The organism is Novosphingobium sp. BL-S-19 (assembly GCF_055521675.1).
Genome location: NZ_CM145498.1, coordinates 740,105 through 759,702, shown reverse-complemented (window position 1 = coordinate 759,702; position 19,598 = coordinate 740,105). Strand labels below are relative to the sequence as shown.

General features: G+C 66.4%; 19 protein-coding genes. 13 read left to right on the top strand and 6 right to left on the bottom strand.

The annotated features are described in order from the left end of the window. Positions 1-95: 95 nt before the first annotated feature. Together ACZ1JV_RS11985 and ACZ1JV_RS11980 are read right to left on the bottom strand one after the other, a co-directional pair. The gene (locus ACZ1JV_RS11985; RefSeq protein ID WP_465151720.1) at positions 96-2,252 is read right to left on the bottom strand and encodes a M13 family metallopeptidase; all 2,157 of its coding nucleotides are present in this window, start codon (positions 2,250-2,252) and stop codon (positions 96-98) included. A gap of 287 nt (positions 2,253-2,539) precedes the next feature. Then, on the bottom strand, positions 2,540-4,321 hold the full coding sequence (locus ACZ1JV_RS11980; RefSeq protein WP_465152552.1) for an ABC transporter transmembrane domain-containing protein: 1,782 nt from the start codon (positions 4,319-4,321) through the stop codon (positions 2,540-2,542). Positions 4,322-4,594: 273 nt separating this feature from the next. Here ACZ1JV_RS11980 and ACZ1JV_RS11975 point away from each other — a divergent pair, with 273 nt between their 5' ends. The 5 genes from ACZ1JV_RS11975 to ACZ1JV_RS11955 all read left to right on the top strand — a co-directional run bounded on the left by ACZ1JV_RS11975 (position 4,595) and on the right by ACZ1JV_RS11955 (position 9,108). Then, the gene (locus ACZ1JV_RS11975; protein ID WP_465136157.1) at positions 4,595-5,839 is read left to right on the top strand and encodes a polyhydroxyalkanoate depolymerase; all 1,245 of its coding nucleotides are present in this window, start codon (positions 4,595-4,597) and stop codon (positions 5,837-5,839) included. Positions 5,840-6,154: 315 nt separating this feature from the next. Beyond that, positions 6,155-6,835 carry a murein L,D-transpeptidase catalytic domain-containing protein gene (locus ACZ1JV_RS11970; protein WP_465136158.1) on the top strand — a complete coding sequence of 227 codons (681 nt, stop codon included), beginning with the start codon at positions 6,155-6,157 and terminating at the stop codon, positions 6,833-6,835. Positions 6,836-6,900: 65 nt separating this feature from the next. Next, positions 6,901-7,533, top strand: a complete 633-nt coding sequence (locus tag ACZ1JV_RS11965) for a TetR/AcrR family transcriptional regulator (RefSeq protein ID WP_465136159.1) — start codon at positions 6,901-6,903, stop codon at positions 7,531-7,533. A 1-nt stretch (position 7,534) separates the two neighbouring features. Further along, a complete protein-coding gene (locus ACZ1JV_RS11960; protein ID WP_465151719.1) occupies positions 7,535-8,539 on the top strand; it encodes an XdhC family protein in 1,005 nt (334 codons plus the stop codon). Then, the gene (locus ACZ1JV_RS11955; RefSeq protein WP_465151718.1) at positions 8,536-9,108 is read left to right on the top strand and encodes a nucleotidyltransferase family protein; all 573 of its coding nucleotides are present in this window, start codon (positions 8,536-8,538) and stop codon (positions 9,106-9,108) included. Before ACZ1JV_RS11960 ends, ACZ1JV_RS11955 begins: the two co-directional genes overlap by 4 nt. Positions 9,109-9,270: 162 nt before the next feature. On the opposite strand, the gene ACZ1JV_RS11950 is transcribed toward ACZ1JV_RS11955, so the two are convergent. Next, positions 9,271-9,780: a YqgE/AlgH family protein gene (locus ACZ1JV_RS11950; RefSeq protein ID WP_465138590.1), complete on the bottom strand. Its 510-nt coding sequence runs from the start codon at positions 9,778-9,780 to the stop codon at positions 9,271-9,273. Positions 9,781-9,934: 154 nt separating this feature from the next. Between ACZ1JV_RS11950 and ACZ1JV_RS11945 the strand changes: the two genes are divergently transcribed. The 6 genes from ACZ1JV_RS11945 to ACZ1JV_RS11920 all read left to right on the top strand — a co-directional run bounded on the left by ACZ1JV_RS11945 (position 9,935) and on the right by ACZ1JV_RS11920 (position 15,114). Continuing rightward, positions 9,935-10,627, top strand: a complete 693-nt coding sequence (locus ACZ1JV_RS11945) for a fumarylacetoacetate hydrolase family protein (protein WP_465151717.1) — start codon at positions 9,935-9,937, stop codon at positions 10,625-10,627. A 4-nt stretch (positions 10,628-10,631) separates the two neighbouring features. After that, positions 10,632-12,632, top strand: a complete 2,001-nt coding sequence (locus ACZ1JV_RS11940; RefSeq protein ID WP_465151716.1) for a TonB-dependent receptor — start codon at positions 10,632-10,634, stop codon at positions 12,630-12,632. Continuing rightward, complete coding sequence (locus ACZ1JV_RS11935; protein ID WP_465151715.1) at positions 12,632-13,363, top strand: metallophosphoesterase family protein; 732 nt, start codon at positions 12,632-12,634, stop codon at positions 13,361-13,363. The genes ACZ1JV_RS11940 and ACZ1JV_RS11935 overlap by 1 nt, the downstream gene beginning before the upstream one ends. A 61-nt stretch (positions 13,364-13,424) precedes the next feature. Next, positions 13,425-14,021: a (2Fe-2S)-binding protein gene (locus ACZ1JV_RS11930; RefSeq protein WP_465136165.1), complete on the top strand. Its 597-nt coding sequence runs from the start codon at positions 13,425-13,427 to the stop codon at positions 14,019-14,021. A 13-nt stretch (positions 14,022-14,034) separates the two neighbouring features. Then, positions 14,035-14,379, top strand: a complete 345-nt coding sequence (gene arsC, locus ACZ1JV_RS11925) for an arsenate reductase (glutaredoxin) (RefSeq protein WP_465136166.1) — start codon at positions 14,035-14,037, stop codon at positions 14,377-14,379. Positions 14,380-14,481: 102 nt separating this feature from the next. Beyond that, positions 14,482-15,114: a class I SAM-dependent methyltransferase gene (locus ACZ1JV_RS11920; RefSeq protein ID WP_465151714.1), complete on the top strand. Its 633-nt coding sequence runs from the start codon at positions 14,482-14,484 to the stop codon at positions 15,112-15,114. 135 nt (positions 15,115-15,249) lie between these two features. Here ACZ1JV_RS11920 and ACZ1JV_RS11915 read toward each other — a convergent pair whose 3' ends face one another. Continuing rightward, positions 15,250-16,062: a DUF7847 domain-containing protein gene (locus tag ACZ1JV_RS11915; RefSeq protein WP_465136168.1), complete on the bottom strand. Its 813-nt coding sequence runs from the start codon at positions 16,060-16,062 to the stop codon at positions 15,250-15,252. 82 nt (positions 16,063-16,144) lie between these two features. On the opposite strand from ACZ1JV_RS11915, the gene lipB reads away from it, so the two are divergent. Together lipB and ACZ1JV_RS11905 are read left to right on the top strand one after the other, a co-directional pair. Further along, positions 16,145-16,840, top strand: a complete 696-nt coding sequence (gene lipB, locus ACZ1JV_RS11910) for a lipoyl(octanoyl) transferase LipB (RefSeq protein ID WP_465151713.1) — start codon at positions 16,145-16,147, stop codon at positions 16,838-16,840. Then, on the top strand, positions 16,837-17,172 hold the full coding sequence (locus tag ACZ1JV_RS11905; RefSeq protein ID WP_465151712.1) for a hypothetical protein: 336 nt from the start codon (positions 16,837-16,839) through the stop codon (positions 17,170-17,172). Before lipB ends, ACZ1JV_RS11905 begins: the two co-directional genes overlap by 4 nt. Here the strand turns inward: ACZ1JV_RS11905 and ACZ1JV_RS11900 are convergent. Beyond that, positions 17,153-18,151, bottom strand: a complete 999-nt coding sequence (locus tag ACZ1JV_RS11900; RefSeq protein ID WP_465151711.1) for an HpcH/HpaI aldolase/citrate lyase family protein — start codon at positions 18,149-18,151, stop codon at positions 17,153-17,155. The two genes, ACZ1JV_RS11905 and ACZ1JV_RS11900, sit on opposite strands and share 20 nt — an antisense overlap. Positions 18,152-18,392: 241 nt before the next feature. Continuing rightward, the gene (locus tag ACZ1JV_RS11895; RefSeq protein ID WP_465151710.1) at positions 18,393-19,559 is read right to left on the bottom strand and encodes a GNAT family protein; all 1,167 of its coding nucleotides are present in this window, start codon (positions 19,557-19,559) and stop codon (positions 18,393-18,395) included. Positions 19,560-19,598 lie beyond the last annotated feature (39 nt).

Sequence of the window (19,598 nt, the reverse complement as noted above, 5' to 3'; positions counted from 1 at the left end):
GTTCCCGAGGGCTCAAACGGAGGCGGCCCAAACGGAAGCGGCCCGACCCGGATGGTTCCGGATCGGGCCGCGTCTGTCGTTCAGGCCGTAGCGGCTTACCAGATGCGCACGCGGTCCGCAGGCGCCTGATAGAGCTTGTCGCCCGGCTTCACGTCGAAGGCCTTGTACCACTCGTCGAAGTTACGGACGAGGCCGTTGATGCGGTAGTGTGCGGGCGAGTGCGGGTCGGTCTTCAGCTGCTGGCGCACCGCTTCCTCGCGGTACTTGCTGCGCCACACTTGCGCCCAGGCCATGAAGAAGCGCTGGTCGCCGGTCAGGCCGTCGATCACCGGGGCTTCCTTGCCGTTTAGCGACAGCTTGTAGGCACGGTAGGCGAGGCTGAGGCCGCCGAGGTCGCCGATGTTCTCACCCATGGTCAGCTTGCCGTTCACGCAGGTCTTGCCGTCGTCGAACGGGCAGAAGCTATTGTACTGGGCTTCCAAACGGTCCTGCAGCTTCTGGAAGTTGGCCTTGTCGGCCGCGGTCCACCAGTCGCGCAAGTTGCCCTGACCGTCGAACTTGGCGCCCTGATCGTCGAAGCCATGGCCCATTTCGTGGCCGATCACCGCGCCGATACCGCCGTAGTTGACCGCAGGGTCGGCCGAGACGTTGAAGAACGGCGGCTGCAGGATCGCGGCGGGGAAGACGATCTCGTTGAACGAAGGGTTGTAGTAGGCGTTGATCGTCTGCGGCAGCATGAACCATTCGGCACGGTCCACCGGCTGGCCGAGACGGCGCATCTGGTCACCGTTTTCCCACTTTTCGGAGGCCATCATGTTGCCCAGCGGATCGGTGGCGGAGAACGCCAGCCCTTCGTATTCCTTGAACTTGGCCGGCTGGCCGATCTTTGGCGTGAAGGCGTCCAGCTTGGCCACGGCGGCCTTGCGGGTATCGGCGCTCATCCACGAAAGGTCGGCCAGATTGGCGGCCATCGCCTTGCGCAGGTTGCCGACAAGCGCTTCCATCGCCGCCTTGGCTTCGGGCGGATAGTACTTTTCGGCGTAGATCTTGCCGAGCAGTTCGCCCGACATGCCTTCCACCGCCGCGATGCCGCGCTTCCAGCGGGCGCGCTGTTCGGGCTGGCCGCTCATCACCTTGCCGTAGAAGGCGAAGTTGGCGTCATCGATGTCGCTGGGCAGGACGGCGGCGTGGGTGCGCAGGAACTGCGCGGCCAGCCAGGCCTGCCAGGTGGCGATCGGCACGCTTTCGATCAGCTTGGCCGCTTCGGGCACGCCGCCACCAAACCAGGCAGCCGCCTGCGCCGCGTCGATGCGCGCGTCCTTCAGTTCCTCGGCCGAAGGCGGCATCTGGTCGACCAGCACGTAGCCGGCCTTGCTGGCGCCCATGGTGTCGACGAAGGTCTTCATCAGGCCGGGCGAGGCCAGCCCTTCGAACTCGGCGAGCGAGAGCTTGTTGTAGGTCAGGTCCGGGTTGCGGCTGGCAGCGCGATCCCAGTCGGCCTGCGCCAGACGGGTTTCCAGCGAGAGCACGGCCTTGGCCGAAGCCGCCGGATCGGTGTAGCCCGCCTTGCCGAGCAGGAAGGTCAGGTAATCGAGGTACTTGGCGCGGATTTCCTGCGAACGGGCATCGCTCTTCAGGTAGTAATCGCGGTCGGGCAGACCAAGGCCGCCGAGGCCCACCTGAAAGGCGTTGACGTCGCTGGCCTTGGCGTCGGGCGAGATATAGGCGCCCAGCGGCGAGGCATATCCCGGCGAAGCGAACAGCTTCATCAGGTCATCCGGCGTCTGCGCGGCGTAGATGCGCTGAAGGTAGGGCTGTGCGGGAGCGAGACCGGCCTTGTTGATCGCGTCCACGTCCATGAAGGCGCGATAGGCATCGGCCACGCGCGCCGCGTCGCTGCCCGGTGCCGGGTTCGAGGCGAGCAGTTCGTCCATGATGCCGTGCAGGCGCTGTTCGGAAAGATCGCGCAGCGCGGTGAACGAGCCCCAGTTGGTGCGATCGCTGGGCAGCACCACGGCGTCGGACCACTTGCCGCTGACATAGCGGTCGAAGTCGTCACCCGGCTTCACGCTCTTGTCTTCCCACTGCGTCTGGATGCCCGCACCGCCCCACGAGACCTTGGCGGGATCGACTTCCATCGGGTTCGACGTGGCGGCGGCGGGCGCCGCCTGCTGGGCGAAAGCCGGGACCGAAAGAACGGTTGCAGAGACGAGCGCCGTGGTGGCGAGCGCCCTCAAAAGGGTGCGAGGCATGAGCAAGCCTTTCCGAATTTTGTAACACGCATGGAATACGGAACGGGTCAGGACGACCCGCATATGGCGCAACATAATTGCCAGCGCGGGCAACGCCAGCCCCTCGTTGCAGTTCGTCGGCGCCTGTCAGCCGTTCGTCGATTGCGACGAATCGAGAAAATGCCCATCCGGGCATTTTCGTGCGGCACCAGCCCGCTCCCCCACCCGGCCTCCCATCGAGGATACACTTGTGGGAGGCCGGGTGGGGGAGCGGGCTGGTGCCGCCAAAATCCGCCTGCGGCGGATTTTCAAACAGATCCGATCACCATGTCGAACTGCAGCGCTGCAAGCCTTGCATAGAGACCGCCGGCGCGCGTCAGGCTCTCGTGATTGCCCTCTTCGACGATACGGCCACCATCCATCACGATGATACGATCCGCCTGCCGCACGGTGGCAAGGCGATGCGCGATCACCAGCGTGGTGCGGCTGGCCATCAGTTTGTCCAGCGCATCCTGCACCAGACGTTCGCTTTCGGCATCGAGCGCGCTGGTCGCCTCGTCCAGCAGCAGGATCGGCGCATCGCGCAGCAGCGCGCGGGCAATGGCAAGGCGCTGGCGCTGGCCGCCGGACAGGCGCGCGCCGTCTTCGCCCAGGAACGTGTCGAGCCCCTCGGGAAGCGCAAGCAGGAACTGTTCGGCATTGGCGGCGCGGGCGGCGTCCCAGATCGCGGCGTCATTGGCATTGGGGTTGCCATAGCGGAGGTTGTCGCGTGCGGAGGCGGCGAACAGCACACCCTCCTGCGGCACCAGCGCAATGCGGCGGCGAATTTCGGAAGGATCGGCGGACGTCAGCTGCACGCCGTCGATCTTCACGACGCCGCTCTGCGGATCGTAGAAACGCTCGGCCAGCTGAAACAGCGTGGACTTGCCCGCGCCGGAGGGGCCGACGATGGCGACGGTCTCGCCCGGCTCCACGGTCAGGCTGAAATCGTGCAGCGCGGCAGTGTCCGGCCGGGCAGGATAGCGGAAAGTCACGCGTTCGAAGGCGATCTTGCCGCGCGCCGGCTGCGGCAGCACTTGCGGACGCGTCGGCGCGGTGATCGCGGGCCGCTCGCCCAGCAGTTCGGCCAGACGGCTGGCCGCCCCTGCCCCGCGCACTAGATCGCCGTAGACCTCAGTGAGCGAGCCGAAGGCGCCGGCCACGATGCCCGCCGTCACCACGAATGCAGCGATAGTGCCGCCGCTGATCGTGCCTTCGGCCACGGCGATGGCACCGCGCCAGAGGATCACGGTGATCGCCCCGAACACCAGGAACATGATCACCGCCGTCATCGCCGCGCGCAGGATGATGCGGTGCTTGCCGGTTTCGAACGTGCGCTCCACCGTGGCGGCGAAGCGGTTCATTTCGTGGCCTTCCTGATTGAACGCCTGCACCACGCGCAGCGCGCCGAAGACCTCGCTGGTCATCGCGCCGATATCCGCCACGCGGTCCTGACTCGATCGGGCGACCGCGCGCAAACGGCGGCCGAAGGCGGCGATCGGCAGGATCACCACGGGAATCGCGATGACGAGGCCCAGCGTCAGATGCGGGGCCAGCATGAACAGGTAGATCACCCCGCCCACCGCCATGATCGCGTTGCGCAGCGCGACCGAGACGGTGGTGCCGACCACCGTTTCGATGATCGCGGTATCTGCGGTCATGCGTGAGGCAATCTCCTTCGGGCTGTTTTCCTCGAAGAAGCTGGGGGACAGGGTGACGAGGTGGCGCTGCACGCGCAGGCGAATGTCGGCCACCACGCGCTCACCCAGCCAGGACACCGAGTAGAAGCGGATCGCGGTGGCGACGGAGAGCACGGTGACGACGCCCATCAGCATCGCGAACCACCAGCGGATCGCCGAAGGATCGGCCCCTTGCGCGAAGCCCTGATCGACGATCTGGCGGAAACCATAGGGAATCGCGAGAGTGGAGGTGGCGGTGGTCACCAGCGCGGCGCCAGCGATCCCCATCCGGCCGGGGTAATGGAACAGCTCTCGCCAGACCATGGCCAGCGCGCCTAGGCTCTTGCCCCGGCTGCTCCGGCTTTCCTTCATCGCGGCGCCGATTTCCTGCGCCTCATTCTGATCCACATCGGCTTGCATGGCCGTGCGCATTATCGTGTTGCAGGCTCCGGGAAAAGGCCCGCCACGCCGGCCTACCGATGGATGTTCCGGATAGTATGATCGGGGTTTTTACGCGGTGCAAAACGGGACGACCCACTAATGCCGCATTGCACAAGTAGGTTTGCAGGCCCAAATGGGATCCGCAAACCCACGAAAGAACGGCCCAAAAAGAGGCCGTCGGGCACGTCGCGCAGGAGAATTCGCTTGCTTTACAACGCTTATGAACTGCAGCGCACCATGCTGAGCGGCGCCGCCGCCTGGGCATCGGTGGGCGCAGAAATGCTGACGAATCCGTCGATGCCGTTCAGCCATTTCGGATTCGGCCCGGTCATGGCCTCCGCGCTCGACGTTTTCGCGCATGCCACGATGTCGCGCGGCAAGCCGGAGTTCGACATCGAGGAAACGACGGTCGGCGGCAAGACCTACCCCGTCACCGAAGCGATCGTGATGCACCGCCCTTACGGCAACCTGCTGCGCTTCGATCACCCCGGCCTGCCCAAGAACGCGCCGAAGCTGTTGATCGTCGCGCCGATGAGCGGCCACTTCGCCACGCTGCTGCGCGGCACCGTGGCGCGCATGGTGGAAAGCTGCGAGGTCTACATCACCGACTGGGCCGATGCGAAGATGGTGCCGCAGAGCGCCGGCCGCTTCGATCTGGATGACTATATCGACTACCTGATCGCCTTCCTTGAGCACATCGGCCCCGGCACGCACATGCTGGCGGTGTGCCAGCCCTCGGTCCCCGCTTTCGCCGCCGCCGCGATCATGGGCAAGCAGGGCAACCCCTGCCGCCCCGCTACGCTCACGATGATGGGCGGCCCGATCGACACGCGTGAGGCGCCCACCAGCGTCAACGACGTGGCGATGAACCAGCCGCTTTCGTGGTTCGAGCATAATGTCGTCGCCACCGTGCCGCTCACTTATCCGGGCGGCGGCCGCAAGGTCTATCCCGGTTTCCTGCAGCTGGCGGGCTTCATGGCGATGAACCTGGGCAGCCACGTGATGAGCCACTACGGCATGTTCAAGCATCTGGTGGAAGGCGACGACGAGAGCGCCGCCTCCACCAAGGCGTTCTACGACGAATACCGCGCCGTCTGCGACATGACCGCGGAATACTATCTCCAGACCGTGGAGCACGTGTTCCAGAAGCACTCGCTGCCCAACGGCGAATTCGTCCACCGCGGCGAGCGCATCGATCTGGGCGCGATCCGCGACACCGCGCTGCTCTCGGTAGAAGGCGAGCGCGACGATATCTCGGGCATTGGGCAGACCAAGGCGGCGCTGCACCTTGCCACCAACCTGCCCGAGGATCGCAAGAAGTACCTGCTCGCCGAAGGCGTGGGCCACTATGGCATCTTCAACGGCAGCAAGTGGCGCAATCGGATCGCGCCGGTGGTGGAAGACTGGATCCGCCAGCACCAGCACAAGCCGCTGAAGGTGGTTGCCTGAATGAGACTCGCGGCATCGGGGGCTTCGTCCGCCGATGCCGCTGGCCTCCGGGCCGAGCCGCAAACTGCGCGCAGCTGCGCCATCACGGGCCATTCCACTTTTCCCTTGCCCTCGGACCCGCCGGGCTGAACGCGCCCGCCAACTGTTTTCCACCGCAATCCTTCCCCAAGAGATCCAAGCTTTTCAGTTCGTTAACTCCAACGGCGCGCCGCAGCGCGACGAACCGTTTTCCATGCGCGATAACCTGACGTTTCTCCGAAATTCGACGGAGTGGTTCGTATGGCGCCGTTAACCGAAATCGGTTAATCTACGGGCATGGAACACACGTTGGGTCGGCGTGCTGTCCTCATGGGTGGACTGGCGGCGGGGGCAAGCCTCGCGCTTCCAACCCGCGTGCTGGCAGCAGGGAACACTTCAGTTGACGGGGCATCCTCCGGGGTGACGGCGGGGTACGGCGTGGGCACATATGTCCGCACGCCTTACGAGCGCCGGATTCTGGACGTTGCCGCGCGGCAGGTTGGCCGCGTGGGCAATACGCTGTGGCGCACCGATCTGGTTGGCATCGCCGACTTCTCGCAACCCTCATGGAAGCCGCGCCTGCATTTCGCCAATCTGGAAAGCGGCACCGTCCGCTCCTTCCTGCTGGCGCATGGGCGCGGGTCGGACCCGATGCACAGCGGCTGGCTGCAGAGCTTTTCCAACCTGCCGGGATCCGAAGCCACCTCGCGCGGGGCCTTCCTCACGTGCGAATGGTATCAGGGCAAGTACGGCACCTCGATCCGGCTCAAGGGGCTGGACGCAGACAATTCGGCCGCGCTGGAACGTGCCATCGTCATGCATCCGGCGTGGTACGTCGATGCGACGATGATCGCCAAGTGGGGCAAGATCGGCCGCAGCGAAGGCTGCTTCGCGATGAGCCCTGAGGATTTCAACGAGGCGCTGATCCACTTGTCCGGCGGCCGCCTGCTGTTTTCGGATCGCATCGGCGAAGGGTGAACGCGCCGCCCGCCAATCGCGGGCGATAATTAGACACCGCCGCGACAGGGTGTTACGGAACAGTCATGGATGGTCATCTCGCGGGGTTCAGGAAAGACGCGCCCACCGATGCGCGGCAAGTGCGTTCGCGCAAGGCGCTGAACGCAACCATGCTTGCGCTGCTGGAAGAACGCCCGTTCGACCAGATCACCATTCGCGAAATCGCCGCCCATGCCGGGATCGGCTATGCCACCTTCTTCCGTCATTATCCCACCAAGGAAGCGCTGCTGGGCGATGTCGCCTCGGAAGAGATCGCCGGGCTGCTGGCGATGACCATTCCGGTGCTGCGCGATGCCGACAGCTTCGAATCTACGCTGGCGCTGTGCCGCTATGTCGATGGGCATCGGGGCCTGTGGTCTGCCCTGCTGGCGGGCGGGGCCGCCGCCATCGTGCGGGACGAGTTCATTCGCCAGGCGCGCGGACTTGTCGGCCAGGTGGAAAATCCGGTGCAATGGCTGCCCTCCGATCTCGGCGTCGTCCACGGGACCGGCGCCACCTTCGACATTCTTGCCTGGTGGCTGGGCCACGGCCCGGACATGCCGCCAGAGGAAATCGCGCCGATCCTGCATCGGTTGGTGATCGCGCCGGTGCTGGGTGCAAGCGATGCCGCCCACGATGCCGACCGCCCGCTGACCAAGGCCCCCGCCACGGCGGTCTGACATGGTTACGGCCGAAATCCTCGGCGAAATCGCGAATGCGGACTGGCCGCTGTTCGGCTGGATCGACGATATCCGCGCCCCGCTGGCCGCTGCCCGTGCCGCCGGACTGCCTTGCGCGCTGGCCACGCTGCACCGCGTGGAAGGCAGCGCGCCGCGCGGGCCCGGCGCGCAGATGCTGTTCACCGCATCGGCGGACGGCACGATCGAGGCGAGCGGCTATTTCTCCGGCGACTGCATAGAGGGCGACGTTGCCCACCACGCCGCGCAAGTGCTGGCGGACGGCCATCCGCGCCAGCTTCACTATGGCATGGGCAGCCCGTGGATCGATATCCGCCTGCGCTGCGGCGGCGCGCTTTACGTGATGGTGGAGCGGGTGCCGGCGGACTGCCCGGCCGTCGCCGAACTCCTGCGCCATGGCGCGGAGCGTCGCCCCTGCCGCTGGCACAGCGATGGCACCAGCCGCCGCGTCACGACTGAAGACGGCCCATTGCTCGAAACCACGGCAGAGCCCTTTTCGCTCACCCGCCGTTTCGATCCGCTGCGCCGGCTGATTGTTTCCGGCGGCGATCCGGGCGCTTTGGCGGCGGCGCAATTGGCAGCGCTGGCTCGTTTCGAAACCGTGCTGGTGCGGCCTGACGGACCGCACTCTCCGCCGCCCTTCCCGCTCGCCCGCTACATCCGGGCGCAGCCGGCAAACGCCGTGGCCGAACTCGGCATCGATCGCTGGACCGCCTACCTCGGCGCCACGCATGAGGATCATCACGATCTTGGCGGCTGTCTGGCCGCGCTGCGCGGCGGCGCCGCGTGGGTGGGCATGATCGGCGCGAAATCGCGGACGGAGGGGCGCATGGCGGCGCTCCGCACGCTGGGTGCAGGCGAGGACGAACTGGCGCGGCTTCACCTCTCTCCCGGTGTGACCGGGCTGGGCAAATCGCCGTTCGAAGTCGCGACCGGCATTATCGCCCAGATCATGCAGGCCATGAACCCGGCGGCGGAGCGCGCGTGACCTACGCCGCGCTGGTGCTGGCCGCGGGACGTGCCAGCCGGTTCGGCAGCGACAAGCTTTCGGCCCTGCTCGACGGCGAACCGCTGCTGTTCCACGCCATCCGCGCTGCGCGGGCCGCGCCGGTCTCACGCGTGATCGTGGTGACGAAGCCCGGCATCGATATCGGCGCATGGCCGGGCGAACCGGTGGTGGAGGTGCTGCGGATCGACAGCGCGGCGTTGTCGCAATCGTTGCAGGCCGGGATCGCTGCGGCGGATGGGGCGGAGGGGGTCTTCGTCTTCCTGGGCGATATGCCGCGCGTGCCGGATGGGGTGGCTGCCGAATTGGCGGCGATTATCGGGGACGGCATCGCCGCCCTGCCCCGCTGCGCCGGACGGCCGGGCCATCCGGCGCTGCTGTCCGCGCGGCTGTTTGCGGAGATCGCGACGCTTTCGGGCGATGAAGGCGCCGGGCGACTGCTTAGGTCGCGGAACGATGTGGTGTTTTGCGAGGTAGATGATCCGGCGATCCTGCTGGACGTCGATCGGCCCGAAGACTTGCAGGCCCTTCAGAACCAAACGCTGTCCTGACTTGCCGCTCTCAAAATAACCCCGTCGCCCCCGCGAAGGCGGGGGTCCCGCTTTCTTGAGCGGTATCGCCCCGTATCGAGGAACAAGCGGGATCCCCGCCTTCGCGGGGATGACGAGGATAGGAGGTCAACCAAATGTATGCGGGTTAGGATAGGCGGCCCGTCACGCCCGCCCCGTCTCGCTCGCCAGTAGCGAGGGATCGATCCCCTCCGCCCGCCACGTCGCGCTCCAGCGGGCATCGACCGGAGTGTCGAACAGGATCTCGGGATGCGGATCGGCGGCGTACCAGCCGTGGTGGCGCATCTCGCCTTCCAACTGCCCCGCGCCCCAACCGGCATAGCCCAGCGCCATCAGCCAGCGGCTGGGCCCGCGCCCTTCGGCAATGGCGCGCAGCACGTCCATGGAGGCGGACAGCGCGCAGAGCGGGTGAACCTGCAAGGTATCCGTGCCGCCCCAATCGGTGGAATGGAGGATGAAGCCGCGCCCCGGCTCCACCGGACCGCCTTCGTGCACTTCGCAATTCGGGGCCTTGCCCGGATCGATATCGAGTTCTTCCAGGATATCGTGGAAGCGAACGCCTTCGCGCAATCGGCCGATGCCGATGCCCAGCGCGCCGTTCTCGTCATGCACGCACATCACGCTTACCGTGCGTTCGAAGCGGGGGTCGAACATGCCGGGCATCGCCAGCAGCAACCTCCCGGCAAGGTATTGTTTCTCGGTCACGCCGCGATTGTAGGCGCTTGGGCCGTAACGGCAATACGCTTGCGCCTTTTCGCGCCGGTCCGAGCGCTCTATGCGGTGGCGAAACCACTGGAGACATTCGATCGTGAGCCTGCTTTTCGAACTGCCCGCAACGCCATCGGTCCCCGTGGTCGGTGAGGAAGCCCGCTATCCCGTGCGCCGCATTTTCTGCGTGGGCCGCAACTATGCCGCGCACGCCCGCGAACTGGGCAACGCGGTCGACCGCGAGGCGCCGATCTGGTTCAACAAGGCCCCTGCCGCACTCTGCAATTCTCCCGCGTCGATCCCCTATCCGCCGGGCACGCAGGATTGCCATTACGAGATGGAACTGGTGATCGCCCTGGGTGGCGAGGGCTTCCAAGTCTCCACCGATACGGCGATGAGCCTGGTCTACGGCTATGCCTGCGGGATCGATCTGACCCGCCGCGACCTGCAGAACGCATCGAAGGCCAAGGGCTACCCCTGGGACACCGGCAAGGATTTCGAAAACGCCGCAATCATCGCCCCGATCACCCGCGCTGCCGATTTCGGCACGCCCGGCACCCAGCGCATCGCGCTTTCGCAGAACGGCAGGGTAAAACAGGACGCACCGCTGGACGAGATGATCTGGTCGATCCCCGAACTGATCGCGGACCTTTCGCGCATGTACCACCTTGCCCCCGGCGACCTGATCTACACAGGCACCCCCGCCGGCGTCGGCCCGATCGCGCCCGGCGACAGACTGGAAGGCACCGTGGAAGGGCTGGAGCCGCTGGTTCTGGACATCGCGGCTGCCTGATCCCATGCGCAAGACTCTCAAGATTGCCCTGCTGGCGAGCGTCTCCTTCGCCACCCCCGCATTAGCCGGCGAACCAGCCAGTCCGATCATCGTCAGCGGCCACGGCCTCGACGATGGCCCGGCCACACCTGCCTACGACGTGCAGATCATCGACCGCGATGCGGTGACCGCCAGCGCATCGGGCCGGATCGAGGATGTGCTGTCCTCCGTCGCCGGCTTCTCGCAGTTCCGCCGGTCGGACAGCCGCTCCGCCAATCCATCGGCCCAGAGCGCGAACTTGCGCGCGCTTGGCGGCAATGCGGCCAGCCGCACACTCGTGCTGCTGGACGGCGTGCCGGTCGCCAACCCGTTCTTCGGCTACATCCCCTACAGCGCCATCGCGCCCGAGCGGATCGGCTCCGTGCGCGTGACGCGCGGCGGCGGTTCCGGTGCGTTCGGATCGGGCGCGGTGGCCGGTACGATCGAGATGAGCAGCGCCGGGCCGGACCAGATCGGGCTGCTGCAGGGTGAGGCTCTGGTGGATGACCGGGGCGAAACGCAGGCCTCGCTCACCGCCGCGCCGAAGCTGGGCAGCGGCTTCCTGGTCGCCAGCGTGCAGTGGGACCGGGGCGACGGCTTCTGGACGACCCCGAAGGACCAGCGCGTCGCCGCCTCCGCCCGCGCCGCGTTCGAAACGCTGTCGGGTTCCTTGCGCGCCGTCGCGCCGATTTCGGAGGATATCGAAGTGCAGGCTGCTGTGCTTGCCTACGACGATTCGCGCACCTTGCGCTTCAAGGGCGCGGATTCGACCTCCGAGGGCCAGCAGGCCTCGCTGCGCTTCGTCGGCCGGAGCAAGTGGCAGTTCGATGTGCTGGGCTATGTGCAGGCGCAGGACTTCTCCAACGTGGTCATCAGCTCGACGAGCTACAAGAAGACGCTCGACCAGCACCGCACGCCGACGACCGCAATCGGTGGCAAGGCCGAACTGCGCCCTCCTGTGGGCAGCGATCATGTGCTGCGGATCGGCACCGACGTGAAGCTGGCCTCCGGCCACTTGCTGGAATTGCCCTATTCCGCCGTAACCGGCCGCGCCACCGCGGTGCGCCACGCGGGCGGCGACCAGTCCGACCTAGGCTTCTACGTCCAGGACGACTGGACCATCGGCAACGTCGTGCTCACCGCCGGGGGCCGGGCCGACCGCTGGACGATCCGCAACGGCTTCTACACCTCCGCCACGCCTGGCACCGGCGCGGTGACGCAGGATGACAGCTATGCCAATCGCTCCGGCTGGGAAGGCAATGCCCGCGGCGGGATCGTCTGGAAGGCAAGCCAGGCGATCAGCCTGCGCGCCGCCGCCTATACCGGCATGCGCCTGCCGACGCTGAACGAACTCTACCGCCCCTACGTGGTCTTCCCGGTGACGACCAATGCCAATCCGAACCTCAAGCCCGAACGTCTGCGCGGGTATGAGGCCGGCATCGATGTCACCCCGATTGCCCCGCTGACGCTCTCGCTCACCGCCTTCGACAACCGCCTGAAGGACGCCATCGCCAACGTCACCGTGGCCACCAATGTCCAGCAGCGCCAGAACGTCGATGCAATCCGTGCGAAAGGCATCGAGGCGAGCGCCGCCCTCGATCTGGGCACGGTCAAGCTCGACGGATCGCTGGCATGGACCGATTCCAAAGTGAAGGCGGAAGGTCTGGCGCTGGACGGGATGCGCCCGGCGCAAGTGCCCAAGCTCTCCGCCACTGCGACGCTGGCGTGGCTGCCGCGCGAAGGCTGGCGCTTTGCCGCGACGGTCAGCCACACCGGTGCGCAGTTCGAGGACGATCTGGAGCAATACGTGCTGCCTGCCGCCACGACGCTGGACGCCTATGTGCAAATGCCCGTCGCCGGCCCCGTATCGCTGGTGCTGCGCGGCGAGAATCTGACCGACGAGACGATCGTCACGCGCAATCAGGCCGGGTCGATGGACCTTGGCGTGCCGCGCACGGTCTGGGCCGGTGTAAAGGTCATGCTCTGATGCAGATCGCCGTCGTCTCCGACATCCACGGCAACTTGCGCGCGCTGGACGCGGTGCTGGCGGATGCGGAGCGGCGCGGGATCGGGCGGATCGTCAATCTGGGCGACATTCTCAGCGGCCCGCTTGATCCGGCGGGCACGGCGGACCGGCTGATGGCGCTCGGCCTCGAAACCATTCGCGGCAATCATGAGCGACAACTGCTCGATCTGCCCCCCGAGCGGATGGGCCTTTCCGACGCCGCCACCATCGGCCGGCTGGAACCGCGCCACCTTACGTGGCTGGCCGCCCTGCCCGAGACCTTGTGGCTGGAGAGCGACCTCTACGCCTGCCACGGCTCGCCGGGATCAGACCTCGAATATCTGCTGGAAACGGTCGAGCCCGACGGGTGCCGCCCGGCGCGGGAGGAGGAAGTTGTCGAGCGGCTTGGCGATATCCGCGCGCCGATGATCCTTTGCGGTCATACCCATCAGCCGCGCCATGTGCAGCTCGGCGACGGGCGGCAGGTGGTCAATCCCGGCTCGGTCGGCCTGCCCGCCTATGCCGACGACCATCCTTTCCCGCATGTGATGGAGACCGGCGCGCCGCACGCGCGCTACGCCGTGATCGAGCGCGGGGCGGAAGGCTGGAGCGCCGAACTGATCGCCGTCACCTACGACTGGCAGGCCGCCGCAGCCGATGCCGCCGTCGGACGCGACGACTGGGCCCGCGCGCTTGCCACCGGCTTCGCATGACCGTGGACAGCTTGTTGTTGCCGCACTGGAATCCCGCCCGCACCATGGTTAAGGAAAGCCGATGGCGCGCCTGACCCTTAACGACCACCCGGTCGAGATCCGCATGGATCCGCAGACACCGCTGCTCTGGGCCCTGCGTGAAGGCGCTAATCTTACCGGCACCAAGTATGGCTGCGGCACCGGCGATTGCGGGGCCTGCACGGTGATGGTCGATGGCGCCGCGCTGCGATCCTGCCTCGTCACCTTGGGCGAGTGCGAAGGGCGCTTCGTCACCACGATCGAAGGGCTGTCGCAGGATCGCTCGCACCCGGTGCAGCAGGCCATGGTGGCAGAGCAGGCGATCCAGTGCGGGTTCTGCACGCCGGGCATCGTCCTTTCCGCCGCCGCGCTGCTGGCGCGCAATGCCAACCCGAGCGAGGCAGAGATCGGCGCCGCCATTCCGAACCTCTGCCGCTGCGGCGTGCAGCCGCGCCTGCTTGCCGCCGTGCAACGCGCCGGGCGGGTGCTGCGGCGAGAGGAAACCATCAGCGCCGCCCCTGCCCCCGGCATCGCCCCGCAGGATGCGGCACGGGCGGTTCCGGCGCTGAATCCGAATCCATCCGGTTCCAATCCATCAGGCCGGGAACCCGCAGCGGGTCTGACCGCTTCACCTGAATAAAGAGGACAAGGCCATGAAGGCGACCATCTGGCACAACCCCAAGTGCGGCACATCGCGCAATACGCTTGCCGCGCTGGAGGAAGCGCCCGGCGTGGAGGTTACCGTGATCGAATACCTCAAGACCCCGCCCAGCGCCGAAAAGCTGGCGCAGCTTTATAAGGATGCGGGAATCACGCCGCAGCAGGGCCTCCGCATGCGCGGCACCGACGCGGCGGAGCGCGGGCTTCCCGATGCGGACGATGCCACGGTTCTGGCCGCGATGGCCGCAGAGCCGATCCTGATCGAACGCCCGCTGGTTGAGACGGACAAGGGCGTGCGCCTGTGCCGTCCGATGGAAAAGGTCCACGAGATTTTGTAATCGCTCTGCAACATTGCGCAGCGGCTTGCTTGCAATGTGCACCTTGATCTGCCACGCCTTCGCCCTTCGCAGGACGACAACAACGCGAGAGTCTTCGCCAGCATGACCAGTACCGAGCTTGCCCGAGAGGCGCTCCCCCAGCGAATCAAGCGAAAGATCAAGCACAGCCTCGGACCCTGGGGCGTGTTCATCGAGGGGTTCCTGCGCAACCCGGTGATGGTCGGTTCGATCGTCCCCTCGTCGCGCTTCACGATCAATCGCATGTTGGCGCCCGTCGATTGGGCGAACACCAAGCTTTTCGTCGAATACGGCCCCGGCGTCGGCACCTTCTGCCGCCCGGTGCTGGATCGCCTTGGCCGCGACGGACAGCTGATCGTGATCGACACGAACCCGCTGTTCATCGACTACCTTCGCCGCACGATCACCGACAGCCGCTTCATCGCGGTGCTCGGTTCGGCCGCGGACGTGGAAGAGATCGTGCGCGCGCACGGGCATGAGAAGGCGGACTATGTGCTTTCGGGCCTGCCCTTCTCCACCCTGCCCGACGGTGTCGGCCCGGCCATCGCCGCCGCCACCTACCGCGTGATCCGCAAGGGCGGCGCGTTCCTGGTCTACCAGTTCACGCCCAAGGCCAAGAGCTTCATGGCCCGCCACTTCAAGCGGATCGACGATGCGATCGAGCCGATCAACGTTCCCCCCTGCTTCATGTGGTGGGGCTGGAAGGACGAGGATTGAAAAGTCCCGCCATCGGCAAAACAAAAAAGGCCGGCGTTGCGAACGCCGGCCTTTTTTGTTTGCGGGTCAGAGGGGAAACTCCCCCCGTATCGTCATTGGTTCAGGCCGATGCCATCACGCTCTGGGTGAAGCCCGTCACTCGAACGGGCTGGTGAGCGTTTCCGCCGAAGCGCCGGAAAGCTGGCGGTGGACCTGCCCGATCACCGCCACGAAATAGAGCGCCATGATCGCGGCCAGCATCGATTCGATCACCGCGCCGATCAGCCCGGCAATGTGCTTCGGCGCCAGCAGCCCGATCGGCAGCGTAACGACATTGGCCAGGATCATCAGCGCCATCATTGCCAGGAACAGCAGCGCATAGAAGCCGAAGATCCGCGCCGTATGCCCGTGCGTCAGCCGCCAGGAACGCACCAGCGCACCGATCGGATTGCGCAGCTTGTCCACCGCGATCACCGGCCCCACCAGCGAGAGTCGCACGCCCACCGGGATCACCAGGAACAGGCCCACGGCAAGGCCGATCACCGCCCCCACCATGCCGCCCGCCGCTGCGAACAGGGTCGCCGCCGCAAGGCCGATGGTCATCAGCCCGAAGCCCATCAGGATCTGCGCGAGGAGGTAAGCCAGCAGACCCTTGAGACCATTGCCGATCGCTTCTCCCACGGTGGGGCGGCGGTCGGTATCCAGCACGCTCAGCAACGACAGCGTGCCCAGCGCCTGACACAGCGCCACGGGAATCATCACCGGCAGAATCGAGGCGTAATAGGCGCTCACCGCGTCCATCACTTGTTTCTCGCTCAGCCCCGTGCCCATTTCCGGGGCCGGGAAGAAGAAGGTGAAGATCAGCTGCGGCAGCAGGAAAAAGACCCCCGCGATGGCGAGAACCACTTCCTTGTTGGCGGAAACCGCGCGGCTTGCCTCGTTCCAGGCCCGATTGCTGTCGAACGTCATTGCTGCTCCTGGCACCGCCATGAAGGGGCGGTCAACTCAAAGTGGCTTGATAACCGCAGGGAATGACGCCACGCAACGCAACATGACTTTCCCTACGACTTTGGCCGGTGATATCGAACTGCGCATCAGCAGCGAACCGGTCCCCTACCGCGCCGCCCTTGAGGAAATGACCACCCGCAACGCCGCCATCGCCGCGGGCGAGGCGCGCGAGTTGATCTGGCTGCTGGAACATCCGCCCGTCTACACCGCCGGTACCAGTGCCGATCTGACCGAACTGCTCGATCCGCGCTTCGAAGTGGTCGAGGCCGGGCGCGGCGGGCGCTATACCTACCACGGCCCCGGCCAGCGCATCGGCTATGTCCTGCTGGACTTGCGCAAGCGCGCGCGCGACGCGCGCGGCTTCGTCCATGGCCTCGAAGGCTGGGTGATGGATACGCTCAAGGACTTCGGCGTGGACAGCTTCCGCAGCGAAGGCCGCATCGGCATCTGGACCAAGGACGTCGACGGGCGCGAGGCGAAGATCGGCGCGATCGGCGTGCGCATCCGCAAGTGGGTGACGATGCACGGCTTTTCGGTGAACATTCACCCGGATCTGGGCCATTTCACCGGCATCGTCCCTTGCGGGATCGACGAATTCGGCGTCACCAGCCTGAAGCGGCTGGGCCACGATACCGACTATGCCCGCTGGGACGAGGCGCTGCTGGCCCATGCCGATGCCTTCCTGTCCGCACTGGACCGTCCATGCCCGCCCGTAACGCCCCCGGAGACTTCTGCATGAGCCTGCCGTTCCGCCCCGCTGCCGCGCTGCTGCCTGCTCTGGCGGTGCTGGCCCTTGCAGGCTGCAACAAGCAGGAGCCGACTAACAACAAGGCCGCTGCCGGTGCCGCGCTGCTGCCACGTTCGGTGAGCGACGACATGCCGCCTTACGATACCGTGCGTTCGCAGAACGACCATGCCGCGCCGGAGGCCGATCTGCCTTCGCGGCGTGACAGCGGGCGCGGCTCTGCCAGCCAGGCGGCGGTCGATGCCGATGCGGACGCTGCGGCGGCTGCGGCCGCCGATGTCGAGGAAGCCGCAGGAACCGCCCCGGTCAAGCCGGCCGGAGAATAGCGCCCCGCTTGGCATCCTCGCCCAGGGGACCGGGAATGGTCCCGCCGCCGGGAATTCGTTCGAGAGGCGCGTGGCCCGGAACCGCCGCGTTTTGGGCCAGAGCGTGGCGTGCCAGCGTGTTCTGCGCCAGCGCCAGATCGGCGCGATCCACCATGCGGCCGGCGACCGCCAGCGAACCGAGATGCGGGCTGGCGGCGAAGGCGGCAACCACCTCGCGCGCGTCGTCCAGTTCATCCGCCCCTAGCGCGAAGGCCCGGTTGATCACCGCGACTTGCGCCGGGTGGACGGCGAACATGCCGGTGAAACCTTCGGCCCGCGCGCGCAGTGCGGCGCGTTCCAGCCCGACTTCATCCTCGAAATGATCGAACGGTGCTTCCACCGCGCGGATGCCGCCGGCATGGGCGGTGAGCAGGACCTGTGCGCGCACGAAGCTGCAGGGATCACCCCAGCCGCCCTGCCCGTCCCGGCGGAGCCGAACGCCCAGCGCCGCGCTCAGTCCGCCCGCACCCCATGCCAGGCCGTCCAGCCGCTGGTGCGCCGATTCGAGGTAGCGAGGAATCTGCAGCGCGGCAGTGGCCGTTTCCCCCGCGACCGGCATGATCCGGGTGGCCCCGGCGACGATGCCGTTGCGTTCCTCATGATTGTAAATCTCGCTGGCGAGTTCGCGCACTGCGTCCGGCCCGGTCGCCTTCGGCAGGATCACCCCTTCCGGCGCGGAGGGCATGACGGCGGCCAGATCGTCGCGCCACAGACCCGATTCGAAGCTGTTGATCCGCACCCAGCGCGCGCTGTGCCGGGCACCGCCCGCCGCGCGGCTGGCGGCCAGCCATTGCCCGGCCAGCCGGCAGCCCATCTCCCGCCCTTCGCGGGGGATGGTGTCCGACAGGTCCACCACCACGACATCAGCCCCGACGCCCTGCGTCATGGCCAGTCGCTTCTCGTTGTTGCCGGGCACGATCAGCCAGGATCGATACTTCATCGCGCGCCCTCTTCCTTCCTTTCCGGAAAGCCTAGGGGGCGAGCGATTAAGAAAATGCTGTGCGGTGCCGGGCGCGACGGTGAAAATACGTTCACGGAGGAGCGGCACACCGGCAGTACCAAGAGCCGCCACAAGCCACTACCCGTCATCCCCGCGACGGCGGGGATCCCGCTTCCTCATCCAACGGCAGAGCTGTAGCGGTAGGTGACGGAAGCTCGCCGCACCTACCGCTTGACCGTTCTCAGAGCGCCTTTTCGTAAACCGCGTATTCGCGGTTGATCTTGCTGTCGATGGCGTCGGCGATGGCGACCATCCCCTGGTTGTCGTCCAGAATCCAGCCGATCTCCCCGCGCTTGGCGCCGAACTTGGCGGTGGCGGAGCGGCGGATGTATTCGATCATCATGAAGGCCAGCTGGCTGGCGAGGCGCGAGGATTGCAGCTTCTTGCGCACGCCCATCAGCGGCACGCGCATGTCCGCCGGGTTCGGCTTGCGCAGCCACAACAGCAGCTTGATCAGGCCGAACAGGCCCGGCTTGCCCTTGGGCCCGTTGAACCGCTTCTGCGCCTGGTTGAGATCGGGCCAGGTCATCATGAAGGCCACCGGCTCGCCCTCGTACTCGGCGATGCGGATCAGGCTGGGGTGGACCAGCGGCTTCAGCGCCTTGCCGGTATATTCGATTTCCTTCTCGGTGAAGGGCACGAAGCCCCAGTTGTCCGACCAGGCATCGTTCAGGATGTCGCAGATCAGCGCCGCTTCCTCGTCGAAGCGCTTGGGATCGACTTCGCGGATGCGGATCTTGGCATTCTTCTCGCCCGAGGAAACGATGCGCTGGACCAGCGGCGGGAACTGCTTCGTAACGTCGAGATCGTAGGTGTAGAGCGTCTTCACCCGATCGTACCCGGCGCCTTCGATCCACGGCTGGTAGGCCGAATCGTGGTGCGCCATCATCACCATCGGCGCATGGTCGAACCCGCGCACCTGCAGGCCCGGCTCTTCCCAGACGGACAGGTTCATCGGCGCCAGCACGCGCGTCATGCCCTGCCCGCGCAGCCAGTCCTCGGCCGTGGCGATCAGCGCCTTGGCGACGTCCTCGTCCTCCGCCTCGATCGCGCCCCAGTTGCCGGTGCCCGGGCCCATGCCCTGCTCCAGCGGCTGTTTCAGCGCCAGTTCATCGATGTGCGCGGATATGCGGCCGACAACCTCACCCCCGCGCTTTGCCAGGAAAAGCTGGCCGCGCGCGTGATCCCAGAACGGGTTCTTGCCCGGGGTGAACTTGGAGATTTCCTCCGAGCGGAGGTTCGCGACCCAGTTTTGATCTGACGCATTGTGCCGATAAGCGTAATCGACAAAGGCAGCGCGGTCGGCCTTGCTGGAAACGGGTGTGATGACTAGTTCGGCTTTGGCCACGATCCTGCCTTTGTTCCGCATTATGGGGAAAATCAGGAT